Origin of the sequence: Aquiluna sp. KACHI24, from assembly GCF_025997915.1 — a bacterium.
In the GTDB taxonomy this organism is placed as follows: Bacteria; Actinomycetota; Actinomycetes; order Actinomycetales; family Microbacteriaceae; genus Aquiluna.
In genome coordinates this window covers 1,225,177-1,245,676 of sequence record NZ_AP026677.1, presented here as the reverse complement: position 1 = coordinate 1,245,676, position 20,500 = coordinate 1,225,177, and the positions used below count along the sequence as shown (strand labels likewise).

The window sequence follows — 20,500 nt, the reverse complement described above, 5'->3', positions numbered from 1 at the left end:
ATCGCTGTGCGAAAAAGTACTGCCACCAAGCTAGCCCTGCTTTCGGTTTCGATTTTGGCGCTCGCTGGATGTTCGCAAGCCGATGCCCCGGTGCAGTCTCAGACCGCAGCCGCCACCGATGGAGCTGCGATGACAATCTGGGTCGATGCTGAGCTCAAAGATGTTGCAAACACACTCGCTGAGCAGTATGCCCAAGACGTTGGCGGAACCCTGAACGTTGTTGAAAAGGACTTCTACCAGGTCGAGGCAGAGCTGGCCTCCGGAGCACCAGATATATTTATCGGTTCCACGGAGTGGACCGACCGGTTGGCTCAAGCTGGGTCGCTGGTGAGTTTGGGTGAGCCGAACCGCTCAGGATTCGAGCCGCGGGTATTGCAGGGTGCTAGCTACCAGGGGCAGCTCTATGGAATTCCTTATGCCATCGAGTCCCTTGCTTTGGTTTGCAATGGTGATGAGCTGAAGTCTCAACCAGGATCACTATCCGAGCTCACCGATGCTGGTTACAACGTGATTGTCACCCCAGGTGGTGATCCCTACACGATGTTCCCAATTCAGTCATCGTTTGAGGCCTATCCGCTCGAGCTTGATGAGAGCGGCGACTGGGTTGAATCCTCTGGACTTGGGGCAAGCCGTTCCAAAGAGTTCGCTGCCTGGCTTGGAGAAAACAAGAACCTATTTATCGCTCTGGATTACTCCGCTGGAATCGCGGCATTCGTAGACGGTCAGGAGACGTGCCTCCTCACCGGCCCCTGGGCACTGTCAGAAATCTTGAATCGCGCTAATTTCAAGGTGAGCGTTTACGATTTCCCATCGGTTGGTGGAGCCCAGCCGCTGTCATTTGCAACCTCACGCGCCGTGTTTGTTTCGGCAACGAGCCAGAACCAAGATCAAGCCAAGAAGGTCGCCGAGTACTTCTCAAACTCTGCAACTCAGCTCTTGATTTACAAGCAGACTGGTCGAGTCCCAGCCAAGGCCGAGGTTATCTCGAGCATCGAGGATCCGGTGATTGCGGGATTTGCCAAAGCCGCCGCCTGGAGTGTGGTGCTGCCGTCTTCTCCACTAATGCAGAACACCTGGGCTCCTTGGAGCAAGACTCTCAACACAATCTTGACCTCAGATGAAGATCCTCAAATTACCTGGGACCTTATGGTTCAAGACCTAGCGAAAGTGAGTGGCTAATGGCTCTGAATTTGGCACTTAGGCCTCATCATGATGGTTCTTCGCTCTACGTTCAGAACCAGAAGCCGCAGGTTGGCGACAAGGTGAAGCTCAAGATCCGAATCCATCAGTCAATTGGCAAGGTCAAGCTGGTGGCAGCGAGGCAGAGCGATTCCGGCGAAGCATTCATGACTGCGCCTTTCAAAAAGCTCTACACCCGTCACGGCTGGGATTGGTACGAGGGTGTTATCACCATGTATAACCCCGAGGTGCACTATCGATTCTTAATCGAACTTGAGGACGGATTTAGCTATTGGCTCAACGCAACCGACCTGCATGAGATTGATCAGCCTGATCGCGACGATTTCAAAATAAACAGCTACCTTGCGGTGCCAAAGTGGGCAACTGGTTCGGTCCTATACCAGGTGTTCCCAGATCGCTTTGCAAAAAGTGCCGAGGCAGATAAGCGCAAGCTGCCCGCTTGGGCAATACCCAAAGATTGGGGTGACGATGTCATCGGTGCGGGAGCAGGCGTTTCTGAGCAGTTCTTCGGGGGTGACCTAAAGGGCATCGAAGAGCACCTGGGTCACCTCAAAAAACTCGGCGCAACAATTTTGTATTTGACCCCGTTCTTTCCAGCTGGTTCCAATCACCGCTACGACGCCTCAAGTTTTGACGAGGTAGATCCGCTACTGGGCGGGAACAAGGCTCTGGTTTCACTGGTGAAAAAGGCCCACGAAATGGGCCTAAAGGTGATGGGGGATCTGACTGCAAATCACTCCGGTGACAAGCACGAGTGGTTCCTGGCCGCCTATCGAAACCCCAAGGCTCCAGAGAGTGAGTTTTACTACTTCCAAGACAAAAACACCAAGTACGACTCTTGGTGGGGAGTGCCATCGCTTCCCAAGTTCAACTGGAACTCAGAAGAACTTCGCAGCAGGTTTGTGCAGGGCAAACAGTCCGTCGTAGCAAAGTGGTTGAAGGCGCCATACAAGCTAGATGGTTGGCGCATCGATGTGGCGAACATGACCGGTCAGATCCGCGAGGAGAACCTCAATCGTGAGGTTGCTCAAATGATTCGCAAGACCATGGACGAGGTTTCTAAAGAAACCTTCTTGATCGGTGAATTCACCTCTGATGCCTCCGAGTTTGTTGAGGGTGACACCTACCAATCCACGATGACATATGCGAACTTCACGAGGCCAACCTGGCGTTTTTTCTGGAACCCCAAAGAGAAGCGCGAAGAGAATCAGTTGGGTCCTGGTCGAAAAGAGATCACCGGACACGAGTTTGTGAAACTGCACAATTTGTTTGCGGGCACCTTCCCTTGGCACGTCAGGATGCACAACCTGAACGCACTCGACACTCATGACACTGGAAGATTCAAGACCTTCACTATTCCTGGGTCGCAACGAGTGGCGGCAGGTTTGCAATTCACCTTCCCGGGAATCCCGATGATCTTTGCCGGTGATGAGTTTGGCCTCGATGGTTGGGTCGGTGAAAACTCCAGAACCCCGATTCCTTGGAACGGGGAGCGCGAGTACGACAAGAGCATGATTGAGACCTATTCGAGGCTCGCTGGAATTCGTAAAAAGCACAAGGCTTTGGTCGATGGTTCGCTGCGCTGGCTCTACAGCTCAAATGAAGCCATCGTCTTTGTTCGAGAGAACCGCACTGAGTCGGTCTTGGTGATTGCGACCCGCGGTAAAGACCGCAAGATAGAGATTCCACGAGATGCACTCTCTGGCGCGGAGAATGCGGTGAACCTATTTGGCAGCGGAGAACTTCGAGTAGTGGGAAGCAAAATTCGTTACGAATCTGTCTCATTAGATTTTCAGATTTGGCGTTTGCCTAGCGCCCACCGCTAGTGCTAATCTTTTGCGGTTGCCTTTTGGCTTCGCCCCGATAGCTCAGTGGTAGAGCACTTCCATGGTAAGGAAGGGGTCGACAGTTCAATCCTGTCTCGGGGCTCGTTCGACAGTGAGTCTCTCGCTGCAGTGCATGGCTGAGTAGCTCAGTTGGTTAGAGCGCACGACTCATAATCGTGAGGTCGCGGGATCGTGCCCCGCCTCAGCTACCAATCAAAACCTAATTGACCCGAGCGGTAGCACAACCACTCCATCTTTCGACGTAACACTCTGACCCCCAGCGGTAATTACGAGTTTTCCCAAAACGGCATCCCCAAGTTGCTCGGCTAGCTGGTTTAGGTGTCTGTGCTCACCTGGATTAGGAGTGCTCAGCTTGACCTCGATTAGCAGGAGCTTGCCGTCGCGACTTTCAAGAATGTAGTCAACTTCACGTCTGCCATCCCACTCGCGGTAGTGATACAGGCGGTATTGATTCAGGTCTGCAAAGACTCTCAAATGCAGCGCGACTAAAGACTCGAAGAGTTGAGCAAAGACCAGTCGATCTCCATTAGTGACGAGTCCATTTAGGAGCTGTCTCGATCCAACTCCGAGCAGTGCCGCTGCAAGCCCTGGATCGGCCAGTTGGTGCTTTGGTGATCCCGAGACCCTCCGTGCCGGCCCGGTAGAAAGACTGAATGCCTCAACAGGTTCAATAATTCGAAGCATCTGCATCATCTCTAGATAGTTCAGGGCGGTCACTTTGCTGGGTCCCGCATCTGGTCCCTGAGTCAACCGAATGCTTTCGAGACTTGAGAGCGTTGCTGTCGCAGATGCATATGACCTAAGCCAATGTCTTAGTAGCTGAGGTCTACGCACCTCAATGCCTGACGCCTCAGTGTCAGACGCGATGAGTATTTGGATGTAGGAATCCAACTCGTTTTGAGCCACTTTTTCATCTAGGTCCGTGAAGGCCGGAAATCCGGAAACCACAATTTCTCTCGCATAGTCGACGAGGGCTAGCGAACAACTCTTTATTTCAGGCCTCGCCCCTGCTGCAATGTCAACTAGCGAGATGTTTACATCGGCGCGATCTCGCTCCTGAAGTAGCAGTGGTCGAACTCGAAGGGTATTCACTCGGCCCACTCCAGAATGGGGTAGTGGACGTGATCCTGAGCCTGCTAATAGAAATCGCCCAGGAGTCCGGTTCCGGTCAACCGACCTCCTCACACCGGCAATAATCTCCGGTGCAAGATGCCACTCATCTATGAAGATTGGCTCCTCGGTTACTAGTAGTTCATCTGGCTGCTGTTGAGCCAAGTTACGCAGTGCAGGAATCTCAAGGTTCAGGGTAGTCCTTGCCTGAGCAACCCCAAGCGTTGTTTTTCCAACGCCACGGGGTCCATCAAGAATCACGGCAGGGGTTTGTTCCAAAAGTTTCTTAAGAGCATCACAGATAATTCGCTGCTTCAAGGATCCTCCCTGCTATACCATTCACACGCTACCTACTATACCATTCACACACTCTTTACTATACCGTTCACACATTTATGAATGAAGACCATCACCGCTGTCCGGGGTTGGGCTAGCCTTTACTCATGGTCAATCCAGAGATTCAGGGCAAGCGCTATCCGCGCACTCCGAGGTATTTAGTTGGACGCGAAAAGGTTAGAGAATTCGCCAAGGCCGTCATGGCAGGACACGAGTCACTCGATCTCGATTACGCAAGATCAAATGGTTACTCGGATCTTGTTGTGCCACCGACTTTTCCGGTGGTAATTCAGGAGCAGTCTCTGCAAGTGGTGCTCGCGGACCCCGAGGCCAAAATCGACTTCTCAAGAGTGGTTCATGGAGACCAAAGATTTGTTTACGAAAGACCGATCGTTGCCGGCGATGAGTTGACCAGTGAACTAGAGGTTGCAAGCGTAAAGAGCCTTGGTGGTAACCACATGGTCACCTTTGAAACCAAGATTTTTGACGCGAACGATTCGCTCGTTTGCACTGCAATATCCACTCTCGTAGTGAGGGGTGAGTAATGCCAAGGTTCGAAGAGCTAGAAGTCGGTCAGCAGGTTGCTGCGTCGGAATATAAATTCTCGCGGGACTCCCTGGTGCGCTATGCCGGAGCCTCGGGTGATTTCAACACCATCCACTACCGCGACGATATTGCCCAAGCGGTCGGACTACCGGGAGTGCTAGCTCACGGCATGCTCACCATGGGAGTCTCAGTTCAGCCTGTGGTCTCATGGCTAGGAGATGCCGGCAAGGTACTTGACTATGGAGTTCGCTTCACTAAGCCAGTGGTGGTTCCTCCTTATGGCTACGCTCTGGTCAAGGTCTCAGCAACAGTTGCTCAGCTAGATGCGGAGAATCGCAAGGCAAGACTCGATCTAACCACCTCGTTTGAGGAGAACAACGTGCTGGGCAAGGCACAGGTCTGGGTGCAGCTTTGAGTTTTGTTGAACCTGTTGCGCTGTCAACCCTCACCACCATGCAGGTGGGTGGGACACCAAAGTCTTTGCAGCGCTGCGAAAGCACACAGGAGCTTTACGGAGCTGCTAAGTCAGCTTGGCTAAGTGACGAACCTCACCACATCTTGGCGGGTGGGTCAAACACGGTGTTTGCAGACGATGTTTCTGAGCTAAACGTGATCTTGGTTGCAAACCGAGGTCTTGAGATTGTTCACGAGGACGATGAAAAAGTTCTGGTGCGAGTTCAGGCTGGCGAGAGTTGGGACGAGTTTGTTGCCTGGGCAGTTGAGCACGGCTATGCAGGCATCGAGGCAATGAGTGGAATCCCCGGAACGGTCGGAGCAACCCCGGTCCAAAACGTTGGTGGTTATGGCCAAGAGGTTGCCCAAGTAATCACTCAGATTGAGTTTCTAGATTCAGAGACTCACGAGGTTGAGATCAAACCAGCCAGTTTTTTCAACTTCTCATACCGAGACTCAGCTTTGAAGCATGGCCTAAGGGGAGTGATTGGCTGGGTCGAGTTTGAACTCAAAAAACTCGGCGGGCTCTCGGTTCCAATGGCATCGGGCCAGATCACGAACCACGTCGGTGCTCCTTACGGATCGCAGCTACCGCTTCGTCAGGTGCGAGATGTAGTCATCGAGCTAAGGAGCTCCAAGGGCATGGTGGTAAGGCCTGAGGATCCAAACAGCGTTAGCTGCGGCAGTTTCTTTACAAACCCAATCATCAGCTATGGCAAGTCCTTGGAGTTTCCAGAGGACATGCAGCGCTGGCGCATGGAAGACGAATCACAGGTCAAGATTTCCTCGGGCTGGCTCATTGAGCACGCCGGCATCCCGAAGGGTTACCACCTTCCAGGTTCAAAGGCCGCAATCTCGCAGAAGCATGCACTCGCAATCACCAACACTGGGGGAGCCAGCGCGGAGGAGATTTTGCAGCTGGCTCGCTATGTCCAAGAACGAGTTGCAGCTAGGTGGGGAATCAACCTGATCCCTGAGCCAAACCTGATTGGCTTTTAGCCAAACAGCTTCTGTAGACGCTGAATACCCTCTAGTAGCTGGTCATCTCCAAGGGCATAGCTCATGCGGATGTAGCCGGAGGGGCCAAAAGCCTCACCGGGAACCATCGCAACCCCTGCAGCATCGAGCGCATAGTCGCATAGGTCTAGTGAGCTGTTTATCTTGACCCCACCAAACTCCTTGCCGATCAAAGCACTGACATCGGAGTACACGTAGAACGCACCCTTGGGGGTTGGGGTCACAAATCCTGGGACCTTGTTTAGCTCAGCGACAGCAACTTTTCGACGACGATCAAAGGCTGCAAGCATGTCTCTCACCGGCTGCTGGTCGCCAGTCAAGGCAGCCAGAGCGGCGCGCTGCGAGATGTTGGAAACGTTCGAGGTCAGGTGTGACTGCAGGTTGTTCGCTGCCTTCGCTGCATCTAGCGGTGACACCATCCAGCCAAGTCTCCACCCGGTCATGGCGTAGGTCTTTGCAACTCCGTTGACCATGATGGTGCGATCGGCAAGTTCAGGAACCAGCTCAGTGATGGAGTGTGCATAAACCCCGTCATAGGTGAGGTTTTGATAGATCTCGTCGGAGATAACCCACAGGTTCTCCTTCGAAGCAACCCACTCACCAATGGCCTGAAGTTCTTCTTTTGAGTAAACCGAACCGGTTGGGTTCGAGGGTGAGCACATTAGAAGGGCCTTGGTCTTATCGGTGTAGTGCGCTTCTAGCTGGTCAACGGTGACCTTGTAGTCCTGGTCGCTGCCCGCGAATACGTCAACCTGCTTGCCACCGGCAAGCTTTATTGCCTCAGGGTAGGTGGTCCAGTAAGGAGTCGGGACCAGAACCTCATCACCTTGGTCAACCACAACGGCGAATGCCTGATAAACCGCCTGCTTGCCCCCGTTGGTAACAGTTACCTGAGCTGCAGTTACTTCGGTACCAGAGTCGCGCTTGGTCTTTTCAACAATTGCATCCTTCAGCTCTGGCAAACCAGCTGCCGGGGTGTAGCGGTGATTTTTGGGATCTCTAACCGCTGCAACAGCAGCCTCAACGATGTGGGCTGGGGTTGGAAAGTCGGGCTCTCCAGCGGCGTAGGAAATAATGTCTTTGCCCTCAGCCTTGAGGGCTTTAGCCTTAGCGTCAACCTTCAGGGTTGCACTTTCGGCGATGGCTTGAATTCTGGCGGAGATGCGGGATTTCGACATGGGGCAAGGATACCTTGGTATCTCGCGCCAGAGCTAGCGAAATACTCGTTGCGGGATTGCGTTTAAGGGCCTAAACTTTCTCAAGTTGACATCTGCCGAAAACTAATCTGGCGAAAATTCACTAAATAGATTTCCAATCTAGAAGTGTGTCTTCTTCAGGTGGCACTTGAAACCAAGCCTCGTGCCTGTTCACGGTTGATGGCGATGGCAACTTTAGGGCGGTAGTTCAATTGGTAGAGCAGCGGTCTCCAAAACCGCAAGTTGCAGGTTCGAGTCCTGTCCGCCCTGCGCAGAAAGAAGGTCAGTAAATGGCAGAAGAGAACGAGAAGGCTTCGGAAGACCTAGTCGAAATCGCGAAAGCGGATGCGGCTAAGGCAAAGAACCCATTCCAGCGTGCCTCGCTATTTGTGCGCCAGGTGCTCCAGGAGCTATCCAAGGTCACCAAGCCAACCCGCAAGGAACTCATCAACTACACCGGTGTAGTGCTCGGCTTCGTAGCTGTTGTGATGGTGCTGATCTCAGTCTTGGACTGGGCCTTCCTAAACGTCGTAACTTTCGTGTTTGCAGAATAAAGAGGATTAAGTGTCTGACCTAAATTTCAGTGATGCTGGTGAGCCAGTAGAGCTAGCCGAAGACTCGGTAAACGAGAACGTTGATCTAGATGAGCTTGACCTCGAAGCAGCTGCCGAAGAAGCAGTTGAGGAGCTAGAGGGCTTCCAGATCGAAGAGGCTCCCGCTGAGGTAGCCCCGGTCGTCGTTGAGGACTCCGAGGACCCATACCGCAAGTTCCGCCAGGAGCTGCGCGAGCAGCCAGGCAAGTGGTACGTGGTTCACTCTTACGCTGGATATGAGCGTCGCGTAAAGCAAAACATTGAGACTCGTAAGACCCAGCTTGCTGGTGGCGACGATGTTCACCAGGTTGAGGTTCCGATGGAAGAGACCATCGAGATCCGCAATGGTTCTCGCAAGCTAGTTTCCAAGGTTCGCATCCCTGGTTACGTACTAGTTCGCATGGAGATGAACGAGGACAGCTGGTCACTTGTTCGTCACACCCCAGCCGTCACTGGCTTCGTTGGCAACAGCCAGCACCCAACCCCGCTTCGTCCAAACGAGGCATTCGAGATGCTCAAGCCACTGTTTACCCCAGAGGAGACAGAGGAAGTCAAGAGCGCCAAGGCCCAGGTTTCCTCGGGCAAGGCCAAGGGCAAGAGCATCCCGGTAAAGATCGACTTCCAGGTCGGCGAATCCATCCTGATCAAGGATGGCTCCTTCGCCGGACTACCTGGAACCATTTCCGAGATCAAGCCAGAGTCTGGCAAGGTCACGGTTTTGGTATCGCTCTTCGAGCGCGAGACACCAGTAGAGCTGTCCTTTGACCAGGTCGGCCCACTGAACTAATAGGAAAGAAAAAGACAAATGGCACCCAAGAAGAAAGTCACCGGACTGATCAAGCTTCAGATCCAGGCTGGCGCTGCTAACCCAGCACCTCCTATCGGTCCTGCTCTAGGTCAGCACGGTGTAAACATCATGGAGTTCTGCACCCAGTACAACAACGCCACCGCTGACCAGCGCGGCAACGTAGTACCGGTTGAGATCACCGTTTATGAAGACCGTTCATTCACCTTCGTCCTGAAGACCCCACCAGCTGCTGAGCTAATCAAGAAGGCTGCGGGAGTTCCAAAGGGCAGCGCGACCCCTCACACCGTGAAGGTTGCGAAGCTATCGAAGGACCAGCTTTACAAGATTGCTGAGACCAAGATGTCAGACCTAAACGCGAATGACGTCGACGCCGCAGCAAAGATCATTGCTGGAACCGCTCGCTCAATGGGCATCACCGTAGAGCAGTAAACAAAACTCAAAAACCAATAAGTCGTGGGATCGGGGAGCTACCCCGGGCAAACCACGGACTGTGACCAAGTAAGGAATAGCAGAATGGCAAAGCGCTCAAAGGCCTATCTAGAGGCCGCAGCAAAGATCGAAGCTGGCAAGCTGTACAACGCCGAAGAGGCAGCAGCTCTAGCAATCGAGACCGCTGGTAAGAAGACCAACTCAACCGTCGAGGTTGCACTCAAGCTTGGAGTGGACCCTCGCAAGGCCGACCAGATGATCCGTGGCACTGTCTCGCTGCCACACGGAACTGGAAAGGTCGCCCGCGTAATCGTGTTTGCTAACGGTGCCGCAGCAGACGCAGCGCGTGAGGCCGGAGCGGATGAGGTTGGATCTGACGACCTAATTGCAAAGGTTGAGGCCGGTTGGACCGACTTCGACGCTGCAGTTGCAACCCCTGACCTGATGGGTAAGGTCGGTCGTCTAGGTAAGGTTCTAGGTCCTCGTAACCTAATGCCAAACCCAAAGACTGGAACCGTAACCATGGACACCGCCAAGGCAGTGACCGACATCAAGGGTGGTCGCATCGACTTCCGCATCGACAAGCAGTCGAACCTGCACTTTGTAATCGGTAAGGCAAGCTTTACCCAGGCTCAGCTAGCTGAGAACCTGAACGCAGCTATGGACGAGATCGTTCGTCTAAAGCCTTCTACCTCAAAGGGTAAGTACCTACTCAAGGGTGCCGTTGCGACCACTTTCGGTCCTGGCATTGCACTTGATGTAGCAAGCTTCAGCTAAAGGCTTTTTAGCCAGCTGTAGAGCGCCAGCGTGCTCGCACAATCTTCTTGGTTGTATGCGATCACCTGGCGCTTTAGCTTTTCTGCGGCAGGGTAGTCATCGGCTAGTAGTTCGAGGTATTGGTTGTAGTACTCCATCGATCCCATGGCCTCTTTGACATCGGAGCCGCGGTCGAATCCATAAAATGCCTCAAGTTTTTTGATGCTGTAACTCTCTTGGGATATCACCAGTGAACTCTTGACGACTTTGTACAGATCGATGAAGACCCCATCGGCGAGGAGTTGATTTACCTCTTGCTGGTAAACACCGAATCGCTCGGCCAGTCGCTTGAGTGCAGCCTGCTCGTAATTTGCATAGTGGTATATCTTGCAACCTGGGTAGTTGCGCTGCCGATCTAGGGCATCGCGCATGAACCACTCAAAGGCTTCCTTTTCTTCCACTCGGTCATCCGACCATCGGTAATGAAACGCTTCACCAGATTCGACCGAGGTGAACCCAAATAGATACTCGAGCCCTCCAGGCTGATCAAAGAAGCTGAATCCCTCTAGGTCGAAGAAGATATCACCAGGGTTTAGCGCGGGAAGTTGGTCCAAGCTATCGCGAGAGATGATCTCGTGAGCATGCTCCCCAGATTGGTAGAAGTGATTTTGCAGTCGAGCCTGGAGCGAGAGCTTCTCAAGCTGCTCCTTGGAAAGCTTGTCTGCTTCGCCGGTGAATTCTGCGAGTTGAGCAACCGTCTTCACCCCTGCACGATGCAGCGATTCGAGATGCGGCCGAGTCATGCCGGCTATCAATTGCAGATGACCGGTCTGACGCCTTATGTGATCGCAAAGTAGCGGGTACTCACAAAGTTCGCAGTAGCTCGATGCCTCGCAAACCAGCGATCCAATGTCCTCAAGGCGCTGCGGATCCTCATCAATCAGGGCGTTGATTTGGGCGAATAGTTTCTCTCGTGCAGGAATCAGCTGACCAATCAGGCTCAGCGGGTCAAAGCTTGCGAGCTCCCGAGAGCCAAGAATCAGACCGTGGGGCCTGGAAGATTCAAGTCCGAGGCTTCTGAGCGCATCTGCATACAGGGCAACCTGATTTTGATATTCAGGCTTGGCGGTTGTGGAGAGCTTGGCGTCCCAAGCGGTGTAGCCATCTTCTCTCGGTCCGATTTGTACTGCGGATAGACCAGAATCGCTAAACACCAATTCGTAATCGCCGCGGACCAAAAAGTCTGGTCGACCTGAAAATGGAAGCTCACCGGAACCTCCAAACACAGTGCCCTGATAGATCACCGGGACTCCACTGGCAGCCAGATCTAAGGTGGCATCGAGTGAGTTTGTGTTTGGTGCTTGAACCAGATCACCAAGGTTGAAAATCAGCTCCTGTTCGAGCTGAGATTCAAAGCGCATGCCGTATCGGATAGCCAGATTGTCTGGTGCCTTGTAGAACTGCTCTACCAGCTCGCGAACCCCTGAGACCCCCAGTTCGCGTGCGGTTGCAACTCTGGTGCAGTGTTCGCACTGCGAACGCATCAAGTCTCGAGAATCGAAACTGAGCGTGTTACCCCGTTTTCTCATGGAGTTAGTTTCTACCCACGGTGTGACAATTTGGAGCAAAAGTTCCGGTTTCGCACACACCCAATCCCCTCTAAACTCTCTAAGGAATTTCTGGAGAAAGTGATCACTGTGGTCAAGGCAGACTTTAAGGCTCTGAGGCATGTCCTCGTAGTCGAGAATGAACCACTCATGCGTGACCTGTTGGCCAAAGCAGTCGAGGGTGCCGGCTTTGTGGTCACCACTGCAGCTAATGCCGCTGACGCGATGCGATCAGTGAAAGTCATGGATCCAGACGCCATGGTGATCGACATTGAGTTGGGCCCAGGACCAAACGGGTTTGACCTGGCTGAGGCAGTTACAGTGTTGTCTCCCGAGGTGGGAGTGGTTTTTCTAACGAATCTCCCCGATCCAAGATTTGGTGGCAAAGACGCTGCCACGGTAAAGAAGAACCAGGCCTATCTTCGTAAGACTGCAATCAACACCGGTGCCGAGTTGGTTGAAGCGATTGAGGCAGTGCTTCGCGATCGAGTTACCAAGCAGTACCGACACGATCTTGCCTCGAATCGGCCATTCTCTGCGCTATCTCAGCGCCAGATCAACACCCTGCAGTTGGTTGCCGAGGGCAAAACCAACGCGCAGATTGCGGCCCTGCGCGGGACCACCGTTAGAGCGGTCGAGGGCATGCTGACCAGAATTTTCGAGGTCTTGGAGATCGACCCCAAGGGCTCGAACCCAAGAGTGGAAGCGACTGCTCGCTATCACCAACTCAGATCCCAGGTTGAGACGGTTGCCTAAACAGCAAACCGCTTGGCAGTCTCTGGGGGATAGCAAGTCTCTTAACTGGCGCACCCACATCTTGTTTGGCTTTCCAGCCATGGGTGTTGGAGTGGCATTTGATCTGCCCCGGCTCGGTGGCGAGCCAGCCCCATGGCTTGTGCTCACATCTTTGGCTCTGGCTGTCACCATCATCACCATCGAAGGGCTTTCGCAATTGCTGGGAAAGTCCAGCTGGCAAAAACCCCGGCCAATAACCGTTGCGGGGATTTTGGTTTTGGCCGGCTTTTTTCGAGGCGCGACATTCATGGTGGCGGGCGGTGCCCTTGAGATGGTGCCACCTTCGGATCTTGGCTTTCGCTTAGTTGGCGGCCCGGTTTTCACGCTGACTGTCTATCTGTTGATGAATTCTCTGGTGGCCGCCCACCTGGCTCAACGGCAGTTGGCAGCGGAGCTCGAGCTGGAGCGCGAGAACCTTGAGTTTTCAAAACGCAGCTTTGAAGGCGAGTTGGTCCGATTGCGGGATGCGCAAATCCTTCGCGTTAGAGAGAGCATCATCCCCGCAGTTTGGGAGTTGGGAAAGCTACTTCGTGACGCCCAGCTTTCCAAGAACGCCTCGCGAGCTATCCAGGCACTGCGCGAGCTAAATGACAACGTGGTCAGGCCGCTTTCCCACAACCTAACCAAGAGTTTTGAGCTCCCAACTCTCTCTAAATCACAGACTCAACTGACTCAACTGGGACAGTTCGTGCTACCAAGCCACATCTCATTCAACCGAGTGCTGCAGCTTGGAACCCTGATTCCATTTATCTTGATCATGAGCTACTCCACGGCGTCAGTGCTGTCGGGCCCCTTCATTGCGCTGCTGGTTTTGGCAGCCGCGCTGGTGCTGTTTAGCTCGCAAATCTGGCTTTGGCGAAAGCTTCTTGGTAATCGAGAGCTGCCGTTGATCGTAGCCTTTGCACTATCGCTGGTCGTTGCTTTTCAACTGGGGTTCAGCGTCAGTTTGCTGACTGCGTTCCCGATCCTGGAACTGCCGCCGAGAATTGTGACCCAAGCTATTGCCTTCTTTATTGTGACCATGACCTTGATGTTTGGACTTGCGGTTACTGGTCTGCAGCGTGATCGCTCAATTCAAGAGTTGGAGCAGGTGGTTGAGGATCTACGTCTTCTGAACACCAAACTTCGACAGCGAGTTTGGCTCAGCCAAAAAACTTTGGCAACCGAGCTCCACGGTTCAGTGCAGGCCGCGCTCAACGCCAGTGCCATGCGTCTTGCTCAGCTGGAGCACCCCACCGAGCAAGATCTCGACCGAGTAAAACAAGACATCGACCACGCTCTTTCAAAGCTGGGCCGCGAGGATTACTTGGCAGGTGAAAGCTTCGAAGATTTGGTCGAGCAGATCTGTGAACTGTGGGATTCAACCTGTGACATCAACTATCAGGTGAGTGCCCGAGCCTCGCAAATTTTGGCCGAAAACTCTGGCACTGCCTACTGCACCCTCGAGGTGCTGCGCGAGGCTGTGAACAATGCCATCAAACACGGCCAACCACAACGGATCAAGATCGACATCGACTCAAGCTCAGAGCTAATTGATCTCAGGATTGAAAATGATGGCTCGGCTATTCAACGCTCCAGTTTTGGTCTTGGTAGCCAGATCTTCGCCGAGCTGACCCTGGAGTATTCACTGCGCGGAGCGGGCCCGATTGTATTTGAGGCCAAACTACCAATTAGCCAAGTAGAGCCTGAACCTCAGCCTTAGTTGGCGGCTCACAACCTTGTCGCTCGCAAACTAACCCTGCCGCTACAGCAGCAAAGTGGGCAGCGGCGATTAGCTCATCCTCATTTAGGTCGACCAGTCGCTCTCGTGGGTTATCACCTAAGGCACCCCTGGAGCTAAGTTCACCGAGCAGATTTGCCATGAAGGTGTCCCCGGCTCCGACTGTGTCAACCAGGGAGATTCTTGGGGCAGAAACATCAATGCGTCTGCCGCCGCGGTAAAGCGATGCACCATCGCCACCGCGAGTGATCACAACTAGGCGACCACCATCACTCCAGGCGTGAGCAATCTCATCGATGTCGGAGCCATCGGCCAAGTCGAACAGCCACCAGAGATCTGCATCGGATGCCTTGATGATGTCCGAGTAGTCATTGATCTTTAGCACTCGCTCCAGCTCGCGCTCTCTTTCAAAACCGAGAGACGAGCGAATGTTTAGATCGTGCGAGCGGGTTAGACCAGATAGACCAGCGAGCCAATTGCTTACCACGCTGCTGCCAGGCTCTACCGCCATGGTTAGACAGCCATACTGCACGCAGCTAGCTCCCAGAGCACTGACCTCTGACACAGTGGGTAGTTCGTTCTCAGCCCATGCCCAATCGGCGGTGCCATTTAGGTAGAAGCTGTAGCTCGCGCCACCGCCTTGGCCAATTGTGGCTACCGCCAAAGAGGTCTGCTCGCTGGCCGAGACCGAAAGCGAAAGATCGACTCCATTTGAGGCCAGGCGATGTCTGATCATCTGTCCAAAGCCATCAGTCGAGATTCGACCCAAGAACTTTTGTGGTTCACCGCGTCGAGCTAGCGCCAGCGCGACATTGGCGTTTGCTCCACCGACCACGGCCTGATACTTACCATCGCCGTCGGCCTTGCCAATTAGGTCAATGAGAGCTTCACCAATTACCAAAATCATGCGGTAAGTCTAGGCTTAGAGCATGAACCACGAAAAGGCAGTAAAGCTCTCAGTCATCTTGCCCCTGATTGGTCTAACTCTTGGCTGGATCTTCTTCATCACAGCCATCTACACGGATCTGTTCTATCCGTATCCGCAGTATGGCGATAACGGCCAGCTGCTCACCGAGCCCCAGGTTCAGGTTTCCACCTACCTATTCCTCAGCGGCATCGCAATCTTCTCGGGCTTCTCACTCTGGGGTCAAAGACGAGCGCTAAAGCTTCGCAACGAAAATGACACCGCGCTCGCCAAGTCTTCGCACCGCCTGAACAACCTTGCCGTGATTGTCGCTCTGGTAGCCGGTGCGGTGTTTGCGATCGGTAACTTCCTGGGTGCTTTCAATAACTATGACTCCCGCGACGTGCCGGCACTGATTCGCATCTTCGGCGTATATGTCCCAATCGTGCTTGCCACCATCATGGTTGTGACCCTGATTCTGTTTGCATTTGTCTTCCGTCAAGATGCACCGGATCTTGAAAACACCGAAAAAGATGAGGAGCGCTCGAAGCTGCAGCGCTATGTCGGCTTTGCCTACGCCTCGCCAATTATTGGAACCGCTATTGCGGTGATCCTGGGACTAGTGGTCTATGACACCACCAGAACCACATTGGATGTCTGGATCTGGGTGGTTATCCAGGCCATCATTGCAACCTCGATCATCATCGGAACCAGCTTTGCCGCAAAGGTCAGACTGGCCAGACCTTTGGAGCCGAAGCCTAAGTTGCGAGGTATTGCGGCAGTCAACCTGAACCTTGTTATCACCATCGTCTTTGGAGTGGTTGTCACCATTATGAGTTTTGCCTTCGGTGCCACCGCGGTGGATGAGCTCAGAGAGTGGCCTGAATATAAGCCAGGCATGACTGAGGCTCTGATGCCAACAATCAAGCCGGCTGACCTGACCTGGTTCATCAGCAAGATGCTCCCCGCAATCACCCTGCTCGCGCTGGCGGAGTTTGGTATCTACCGCACTTTGGTAGTGCGCAACACCAAGAAGGATCAGATTGCGTAGTTATTACAAGGGTCTCTTGTTTGATAACGACGGAGTCTTGGTTGATTCCATGCAGGGCGCAATGGCCGCATGGAAACAGTGGGGTGAGAAATACTCTCCAGGTTTCGAGCTAACCAAGGATCACCACGGCAAACGTGCTCAAGACATTGTTTTGATGCTGGTTGGTGAAGCCGGATTCGAAGAGGCAAACGACTTTATTAACCAACTCGAGCAAGATCTAGCTCACCTTACGATCTCGCTGCCTGGCTCCAAAGAATTCACCAGCTCTCTAAAGCCCGGAACCTGGACTGTCGTAACCAGTGCCAACCCGTTCTTAGCCAAGGCGAGATTGGAAGCCGCTGGCATTCCTGTTCCAGCGGAGCTGGTAACTGCCTACGACGTCTCAAAGGGCAAACCAAATCCTGAGCCCTATCTAAAAGGTGCTCAAAATCTCGGGTTTGACATCTCCGACTGTGTGGTTTTTGAAGATGCTCAAGCCGGGATCCAGGCGGGTCTTGAGGCGGGAGCGGGTCTACTGGTCGGTGTCACCGAGCATGCTCTTCACACTGATGCAGATATCGTGGTTAGGTCCTTGGAGGGAATTACTTTCCAGGATGGCGAATTGTTTATTCCAGATAGCTTGAGATTGAGGTAGCGATGGCTGAGATTGAGTTTTACGGTGCTGACTGGTGCGGCGACTGCCGCCGATCAAAGTCTCTACTGAACACCCTGGGTGTTGAGTACGAGATGTTTGACGTTGAAGAGTCCAAGGAAAATGCGGACAAGGCGCAGGCTATTTCGGGTCGAACCAACATTCCGGTTATCAAGTTTGCAGACGGTGTTCACCTGGTTGAGCCATCAGATGCAGTTCTGCACGCGGAGCTCAAAATCCGCGGACTTGTTTCCTAGCCCTATCTTTATTTGAGTATTAGCCCTAGGCTTAGGGCTTCGTAGTGCTAGAGGAATCCATCCTTAGGCACGTTCTAAGGAATCCTCAATAATGAGCAATAGCTATGCACGCGCGCCCAAATCAACTGGAAACAAACGCGCCGTCGCCCCTAAGTGGGAGTCGACCAATAAACCAACCAAACGCGATGGCCGCCCAGGTTACGCCTCAAAGCGTGGCGACTATGCCCCAAAGCCAGAGGGTGAATTTGCAGCTCGCAAGCCGCGCGCCAAGAGCAAGTTTGCCGAGGAGCGCACCGATGCTCCTCGCGCTAAGCGCAGCTTCGACGATGCCCCAAGAGCAAAGCGCAGCTTTGAAGACCGCGATGCCGCACCACGTGCGAAGCGCTCCTACTCAGATGACAAGGGCTTCACCCCAAGAGCAAAGTCTGATCGTCCAGACCGCGTAGCACGCGATCAGGATCGAAACCAGAAATTTGCCGGCGCTCGCGAGAAGAGCGCAACCGGTAAGACTTTTCAGGGAGACAAGAAGCTAGCCAAGCTCGAGAGTGAGACCATCACCGAGACCTTCACCACCTTCCAGGAGATGGGTCTTCCAGAGCGACTAACTCAGGAGCTTGCAAAGATGGGTGCGGCAACTCCGTTCCCAATTCAGGCAGCTACCATCCCGGCTGCTATGGAGGGTCGTCACGTCCTGGGTCGTGGTAAGACCGGTTCTGGTAAGACCATTGCCTTTGGTGTGCCACTAATTACTTTCCTAGCTCAGGCTGGCAACCAGCCTCGCCAGCCATTAAAGCCAAAGGCTTTGGTGTTGGCACCAACTCGTGAGCTAGCGATGCAGATCGACAACACCCTGGCACCACTTGCCAAGAGCGTTGGCTTCTTCACCACCACCATCTACGGTGGTGTGCCACAGTTCCGTCAGGAGCAGGCCCTTCGCCGCGGTGTTGACATTGCAATTGCTACCCCAGGTCGCCTAGAGGACCTGATGGCTCAGGGTCTAGTTGACCTGTCTGAGTGTGAGCGTGTGGTTTTGGACGAAGCTGACCACATGTGTGAGCTTGGCTTTGTTGAGCCGGTAAACCGCATCTTGGAGGCAGCCGCTGGCAGCCAGAAGCTTCTCTTCTCAGCAACCTTGGACTCCGAGGTCGCAGCTCTTGTGAAGAAATTCATGCCTAGCCCATTCGTTTACGAGGTGCCAGGCGAGGTCAACGAGACCTCTGACATCGAGCACAGGGTTTTGGTCATCGAGCCGCAGCACCGCTCTCAGGTTTTCCACCGTCTCGTTCAGGGCACCGGCAAGAGCATCGTGTTCGTCAGAACCAAGTCAACTGCTGAGGCACTAGCTCAGAGCTTGAACGATGCCGGTGTCCCAACCGCTCGTTTGCACGGAGACCTAAACCAGGCTCAGCGCACCAAGAACCTCGAGCGCTTCACCAAGGGTGCAGCACGCGTCATGATCGCAACCGACGTTGCTGCTCGTGGTATTCACGTTGACGATGTGAAACTGGTTATCCAGCTTGACCTCCCAGAGGAGTACAAGACCTACCTACACCGCGCCGGAAGAACAGGCCGTGCCGGTCGCTCTGGAACCGTGGTCTCTCTCGTGCCACTAGGCAGAACCCGCAAGATTGAGGGTCTTCTGGATCGTGCCGATCGCGAAGCCGTCTACACCAAGGTTGAGCCAGGCGATGCCATCATCGAGGAGCTTGCCGGCCCAATCGCCCCACCACCTGTGGTTGACTTCCTAGATTTCGGCGACAGCCGTTTCGAGTCGATGAACAAGGACCGTGCAAAGAGCCAGATTCGTGCCAAGCACGGAGCTCCTCAGCGCAACTATGCCTCTAAGGGCCGTGGTGGCTACCGACGCTAGACACAAGATCTAACCAAGTTAACCCCCGGCCTATATGAGCCGGGGGTTGTCTTTTTGGAAGAAATAACTTGCGGGATTAGCCCTGCAACAAATAAGCTTTGGGAAGCCAAAGACCGCCGGTATCGGGGTTTGGGAAAACTAAGAGCAATCTAGGTTCTACCACCTCGACTAAGGGTTCACGAAAGTGACTGCCAGCGCAGGTGTGTAAAGAGATACTCTTTTGAGTTTTGCTCCGTGCGCGCTTGCGCCGGGGCATTTTTGTTTTCTCTTGCCGGCACCAACAAAAGGAGTGCCATGGCAGACAAGAAAGCCACTGTCGCTGAGCTAACGGAGAAGTTCCAGAGCTCAAGCGCAGTACTGCTTACTGAATACCGCGGACTCACTGTGACTCAGCTCAAGGAGCTGCGTCGCTCAATGGCTAATGACGCAACCTACGTTGTTGCAAAGAACACCCTTCTAACCCTTGCTGCAAAGAACGCAGGTGTCACCGCATTTGACGGCCAACTATTTGGCCCATCTGCTTTGGCATTTGTGCACGGCGACGCCGTTGCAGTAGCAAAGGCACTGAAGGACTTTGCAAAGGCAAACCCACTGCTAGTGGTGAAGACCGGTGTCATGGATGGCATCGCTCTATCCGAAGCAGATGTGAAGAAGCTTGCTGACCTCGAGACCCGTGAGGTGCTACTGGCCAAGGCCGCTGGCGCAATCAAGGCATCGCTGTTCAAGGCTGCTTACACCTTCAACGCACTACCTTCACAGGCAGTTCGTGTTGTCGACGCGCTGCGTCAAAAGCAAGAGTCCAACTAACAAGACGTAAACCACTTAGGAGATACAAATGGCAAAGCTAACTGCCGACCAGCTCATTGAGGCATTCAAGGAGCTAACCCTGATCGAGCTTTCTGAGTTCGTTAAGAAGTTCGAAGAGGTATTCGAGGTTACCGCTGCAGCTCCAGTTGCAGCAGTTGCAGTTGCCGCCGCTGGCGGTGCAGCTGAGGCTGCAGAGGAGAAGGACTCCTTCGACGTAATCCTTGAGTCCGCTGGTGACCAGAAGATCCAGGTCATCAAGGAGGTTCGTGGCATCACCAACCTAGGCCTCGGTGAGGCAAAGGCTCTAGTAGACGGCGCTCCAAAGGCTGTTCTAGAGGGTGCTAAGAAGGACGTTGCTGAGGACGCAAAGGCAAAGCTTGAGGCTGCCGGCGCCAAGGTAACCCTGAAGTAATAACTTCTAAAAAAGAATCAATCCCCTGGGTTCAAAACCCAGGGGATTTTCTTGTTAAGTGAGTCTTTTTTAGCTTCGGTATACCGAAGATTTCGGTCCACCCTCTCAGGTCCCCTATCTAGGGTTGAAGGGCCTAAACGGTGTGCCTTGGCATA

General features: G+C 53.6%; 21 protein-coding genes and 3 tRNA genes. 20 read left to right on the top strand and 4 right to left on the bottom strand.

Annotation, left to right across the window (positions count from 1 at the left end):
- Positions 1–6 precede the first annotated feature (6 nt).
- From OO713_RS06085 to OO713_RS06070, 4 genes are all read left to right on the top strand, one after another.
- Complete coding sequence (locus tag OO713_RS06085; RefSeq protein WP_264785270.1) at positions 7–1,179, top strand: extracellular solute-binding protein; 1,173 nt, start codon at positions 7–9, stop codon at positions 1,177–1,179.
- Positions 1,179–3,026, top strand: a complete 1,848-nt coding sequence (locus OO713_RS06080) for a glycoside hydrolase family 13 protein (RefSeq protein WP_264785268.1) — start codon at positions 1,179–1,181, stop codon at positions 3,024–3,026. The genes OO713_RS06085 and OO713_RS06080 overlap by 1 nt, the downstream gene beginning before the upstream one ends.
- A 31-nt stretch (positions 3,027–3,057) precedes the next feature.
- A tRNA-Thr gene (locus tag OO713_RS06075) sits at positions 3,058–3,129 on the top strand.
- Between the two features lie 32 nt (positions 3,130–3,161).
- Positions 3,162–3,238 (top strand) — tRNA-Met (locus OO713_RS06070).
- 1 nt (position 3,239) lies between these two features.
- On the opposite strand, the gene OO713_RS06065 is transcribed toward OO713_RS06070, so the two are convergent.
- Entirely contained in the window at positions 3,240–4,475 is a 1,236-nt protein-coding gene (locus OO713_RS06065; RefSeq protein ID WP_264785267.1) for a DUF4143 domain-containing protein, read from the bottom strand.
- A gap of 125 nt (positions 4,476–4,600) precedes the next feature.
- Between OO713_RS06065 and OO713_RS06060 the strand changes: the two genes are divergently transcribed.
- Genes OO713_RS06060 through OO713_RS06050 form a run of 3 tightly spaced genes read left to right on the top strand, consistent with a single transcriptional unit; the run spans position 4,601 to position 6,491 of the window.
- Positions 4,601–5,038, top strand: a complete 438-nt coding sequence (locus tag OO713_RS06060; protein ID WP_264785266.1) for a MaoC family dehydratase N-terminal domain-containing protein — start codon at positions 4,601–4,603, stop codon at positions 5,036–5,038.
- The gene (locus OO713_RS06055; RefSeq protein ID WP_264785264.1) at positions 5,038–5,454 is read left to right on the top strand and encodes a MaoC family dehydratase; all 417 of its coding nucleotides are present in this window, start codon (positions 5,038–5,040) and stop codon (positions 5,452–5,454) included. The genes OO713_RS06060 and OO713_RS06055 overlap by 1 nt, the downstream gene beginning before the upstream one ends.
- On the top strand, positions 5,451–6,491 hold the full coding sequence (locus OO713_RS06050) for a UDP-N-acetylmuramate dehydrogenase (protein WP_264785263.1): 1,041 nt from the start codon (positions 5,451–5,453) through the stop codon (positions 6,489–6,491). The genes OO713_RS06055 and OO713_RS06050 overlap by 4 nt, the downstream gene beginning before the upstream one ends.
- On the opposite strand, the gene OO713_RS06045 is transcribed toward OO713_RS06050, so the two are convergent.
- On the bottom strand, positions 6,488–7,687 hold the full coding sequence (locus OO713_RS06045; RefSeq protein ID WP_264785262.1) for a pyridoxal phosphate-dependent aminotransferase: 1,200 nt from the start codon (positions 7,685–7,687) through the stop codon (positions 6,488–6,490). The genes OO713_RS06050 and OO713_RS06045 overlap by 4 nt on opposite strands.
- Before the next feature lie 215 nt (positions 7,688–7,902).
- On the opposite strand from OO713_RS06045, the gene OO713_RS06040 reads away from it, so the two are divergent.
- The 5 genes from OO713_RS06040 (at position 7,903) to rplA (ending at position 10,312) form a co-directional block, all read left to right on the top strand.
- Positions 7,903–7,975 (top strand) — tRNA-Trp (locus OO713_RS06040).
- A gap of 20 nt (positions 7,976–7,995) precedes the next feature.
- Positions 7,996–8,259 (top strand): preprotein translocase subunit SecE, encoded by a 264-nt coding sequence (secE, locus tag OO713_RS06035; RefSeq protein ID WP_264785261.1) that lies wholly within the window; start codon positions 7,996–7,998, stop codon positions 8,257–8,259.
- 10 nt (positions 8,260–8,269) lie between these two features.
- Complete coding sequence (nusG, locus tag OO713_RS06030; RefSeq protein WP_264785260.1) at positions 8,270–9,085, top strand: transcription termination/antitermination protein NusG; 816 nt, start codon at positions 8,270–8,272, stop codon at positions 9,083–9,085.
- A gap of 18 nt (positions 9,086–9,103) precedes the next feature.
- Positions 9,104–9,535 carry a 50S ribosomal protein L11 gene (rplK, locus tag OO713_RS06025; protein WP_264785259.1) on the top strand — a complete coding sequence of 144 codons (432 nt, stop codon included), beginning with the start codon at positions 9,104–9,106 and terminating at the stop codon, positions 9,533–9,535.
- Positions 9,536–9,619: 84 nt separating this feature from the next.
- The gene (gene rplA, locus OO713_RS06020; protein ID WP_264785258.1) at positions 9,620–10,312 is read left to right on the top strand and encodes a 50S ribosomal protein L1; all 693 of its coding nucleotides are present in this window, start codon (positions 9,620–9,622) and stop codon (positions 10,310–10,312) included.
- On the opposite strand, the gene OO713_RS06015 is transcribed toward rplA, so the two are convergent.
- Positions 10,309–11,880, bottom strand: coding sequence for a TM0106 family RecB-like putative nuclease (locus tag OO713_RS06015; protein WP_264785257.1), 1,572 nt, complete (start codon positions 11,878–11,880; stop codon positions 10,309–10,311). The two genes, rplA and OO713_RS06015, sit on opposite strands and share 4 nt — an antisense overlap.
- Before the next feature lie 99 nt (positions 11,881–11,979).
- Here OO713_RS06015 and OO713_RS06010 point away from each other — a divergent pair, with 99 nt between their 5' ends.
- Both OO713_RS06010 and OO713_RS06005 read left to right on the top strand, forming a co-directional pair.
- A complete protein-coding gene (locus tag OO713_RS06010) occupies positions 11,980–12,654 on the top strand; it encodes a response regulator transcription factor (protein WP_264785256.1) in 675 nt (224 codons plus the stop codon).
- On the top strand, positions 12,647–14,395 hold the full coding sequence (locus tag OO713_RS06005) for a hypothetical protein (RefSeq protein ID WP_264785255.1): 1,749 nt from the start codon (positions 12,647–12,649) through the stop codon (positions 14,393–14,395). Before OO713_RS06010 ends, OO713_RS06005 begins: the two co-directional genes overlap by 8 nt.
- Here the strand turns inward: OO713_RS06005 and OO713_RS06000 are convergent.
- On the bottom strand, positions 14,364–15,320 hold the full coding sequence (locus OO713_RS06000) for a PfkB family carbohydrate kinase (protein WP_264785254.1): 957 nt from the start codon (positions 15,318–15,320) through the stop codon (positions 14,364–14,366). The two genes, OO713_RS06005 and OO713_RS06000, sit on opposite strands and share 32 nt — an antisense overlap.
- Positions 15,321–15,342: 22 nt before the next feature.
- On the opposite strand from OO713_RS06000, the gene OO713_RS05995 reads away from it, so the two are divergent.
- The 6 genes from OO713_RS05995 to rplL all read left to right on the top strand — a co-directional run bounded on the left by OO713_RS05995 (position 15,343) and on the right by rplL (position 20,345).
- On the top strand, positions 15,343–16,368 hold the full coding sequence (locus OO713_RS05995) for a hypothetical protein (RefSeq protein ID WP_264785253.1): 1,026 nt from the start codon (positions 15,343–15,345) through the stop codon (positions 16,366–16,368).
- Positions 16,361–17,002 (top strand): HAD-IA family hydrolase, encoded by a 642-nt coding sequence (locus OO713_RS05990; protein ID WP_264785252.1) that lies wholly within the window; start codon positions 16,361–16,363, stop codon positions 17,000–17,002. Before OO713_RS05995 ends, OO713_RS05990 begins: the two co-directional genes overlap by 8 nt.
- A 2-nt stretch (positions 17,003–17,004) precedes the next feature.
- Complete coding sequence (locus tag OO713_RS05985; RefSeq protein ID WP_264785251.1) at positions 17,005–17,256, top strand: glutaredoxin domain-containing protein; 252 nt, start codon at positions 17,005–17,007, stop codon at positions 17,254–17,256.
- A 91-nt stretch (positions 17,257–17,347) separates the two neighbouring features.
- Entirely contained in the window at positions 17,348–19,126 is a 1,779-nt protein-coding gene (locus OO713_RS05980; RefSeq protein WP_264785250.1) for a DEAD/DEAH box helicase, read from the top strand.
- Positions 19,127–19,420: 294 nt separating this feature from the next.
- Positions 19,421–19,933, top strand: a complete 513-nt coding sequence (gene rplJ, locus OO713_RS05975) for a 50S ribosomal protein L10 (RefSeq protein ID WP_264785249.1) — start codon at positions 19,421–19,423, stop codon at positions 19,931–19,933.
- Between the two features lie 28 nt (positions 19,934–19,961).
- Positions 19,962–20,345 carry a 50S ribosomal protein L7/L12 gene (gene rplL / locus OO713_RS05970; protein WP_264785248.1) on the top strand — a complete coding sequence of 128 codons (384 nt, stop codon included), beginning with the start codon at positions 19,962–19,964 and terminating at the stop codon, positions 20,343–20,345.
- Positions 20,346–20,500: the final 155 nt, after the last annotated feature.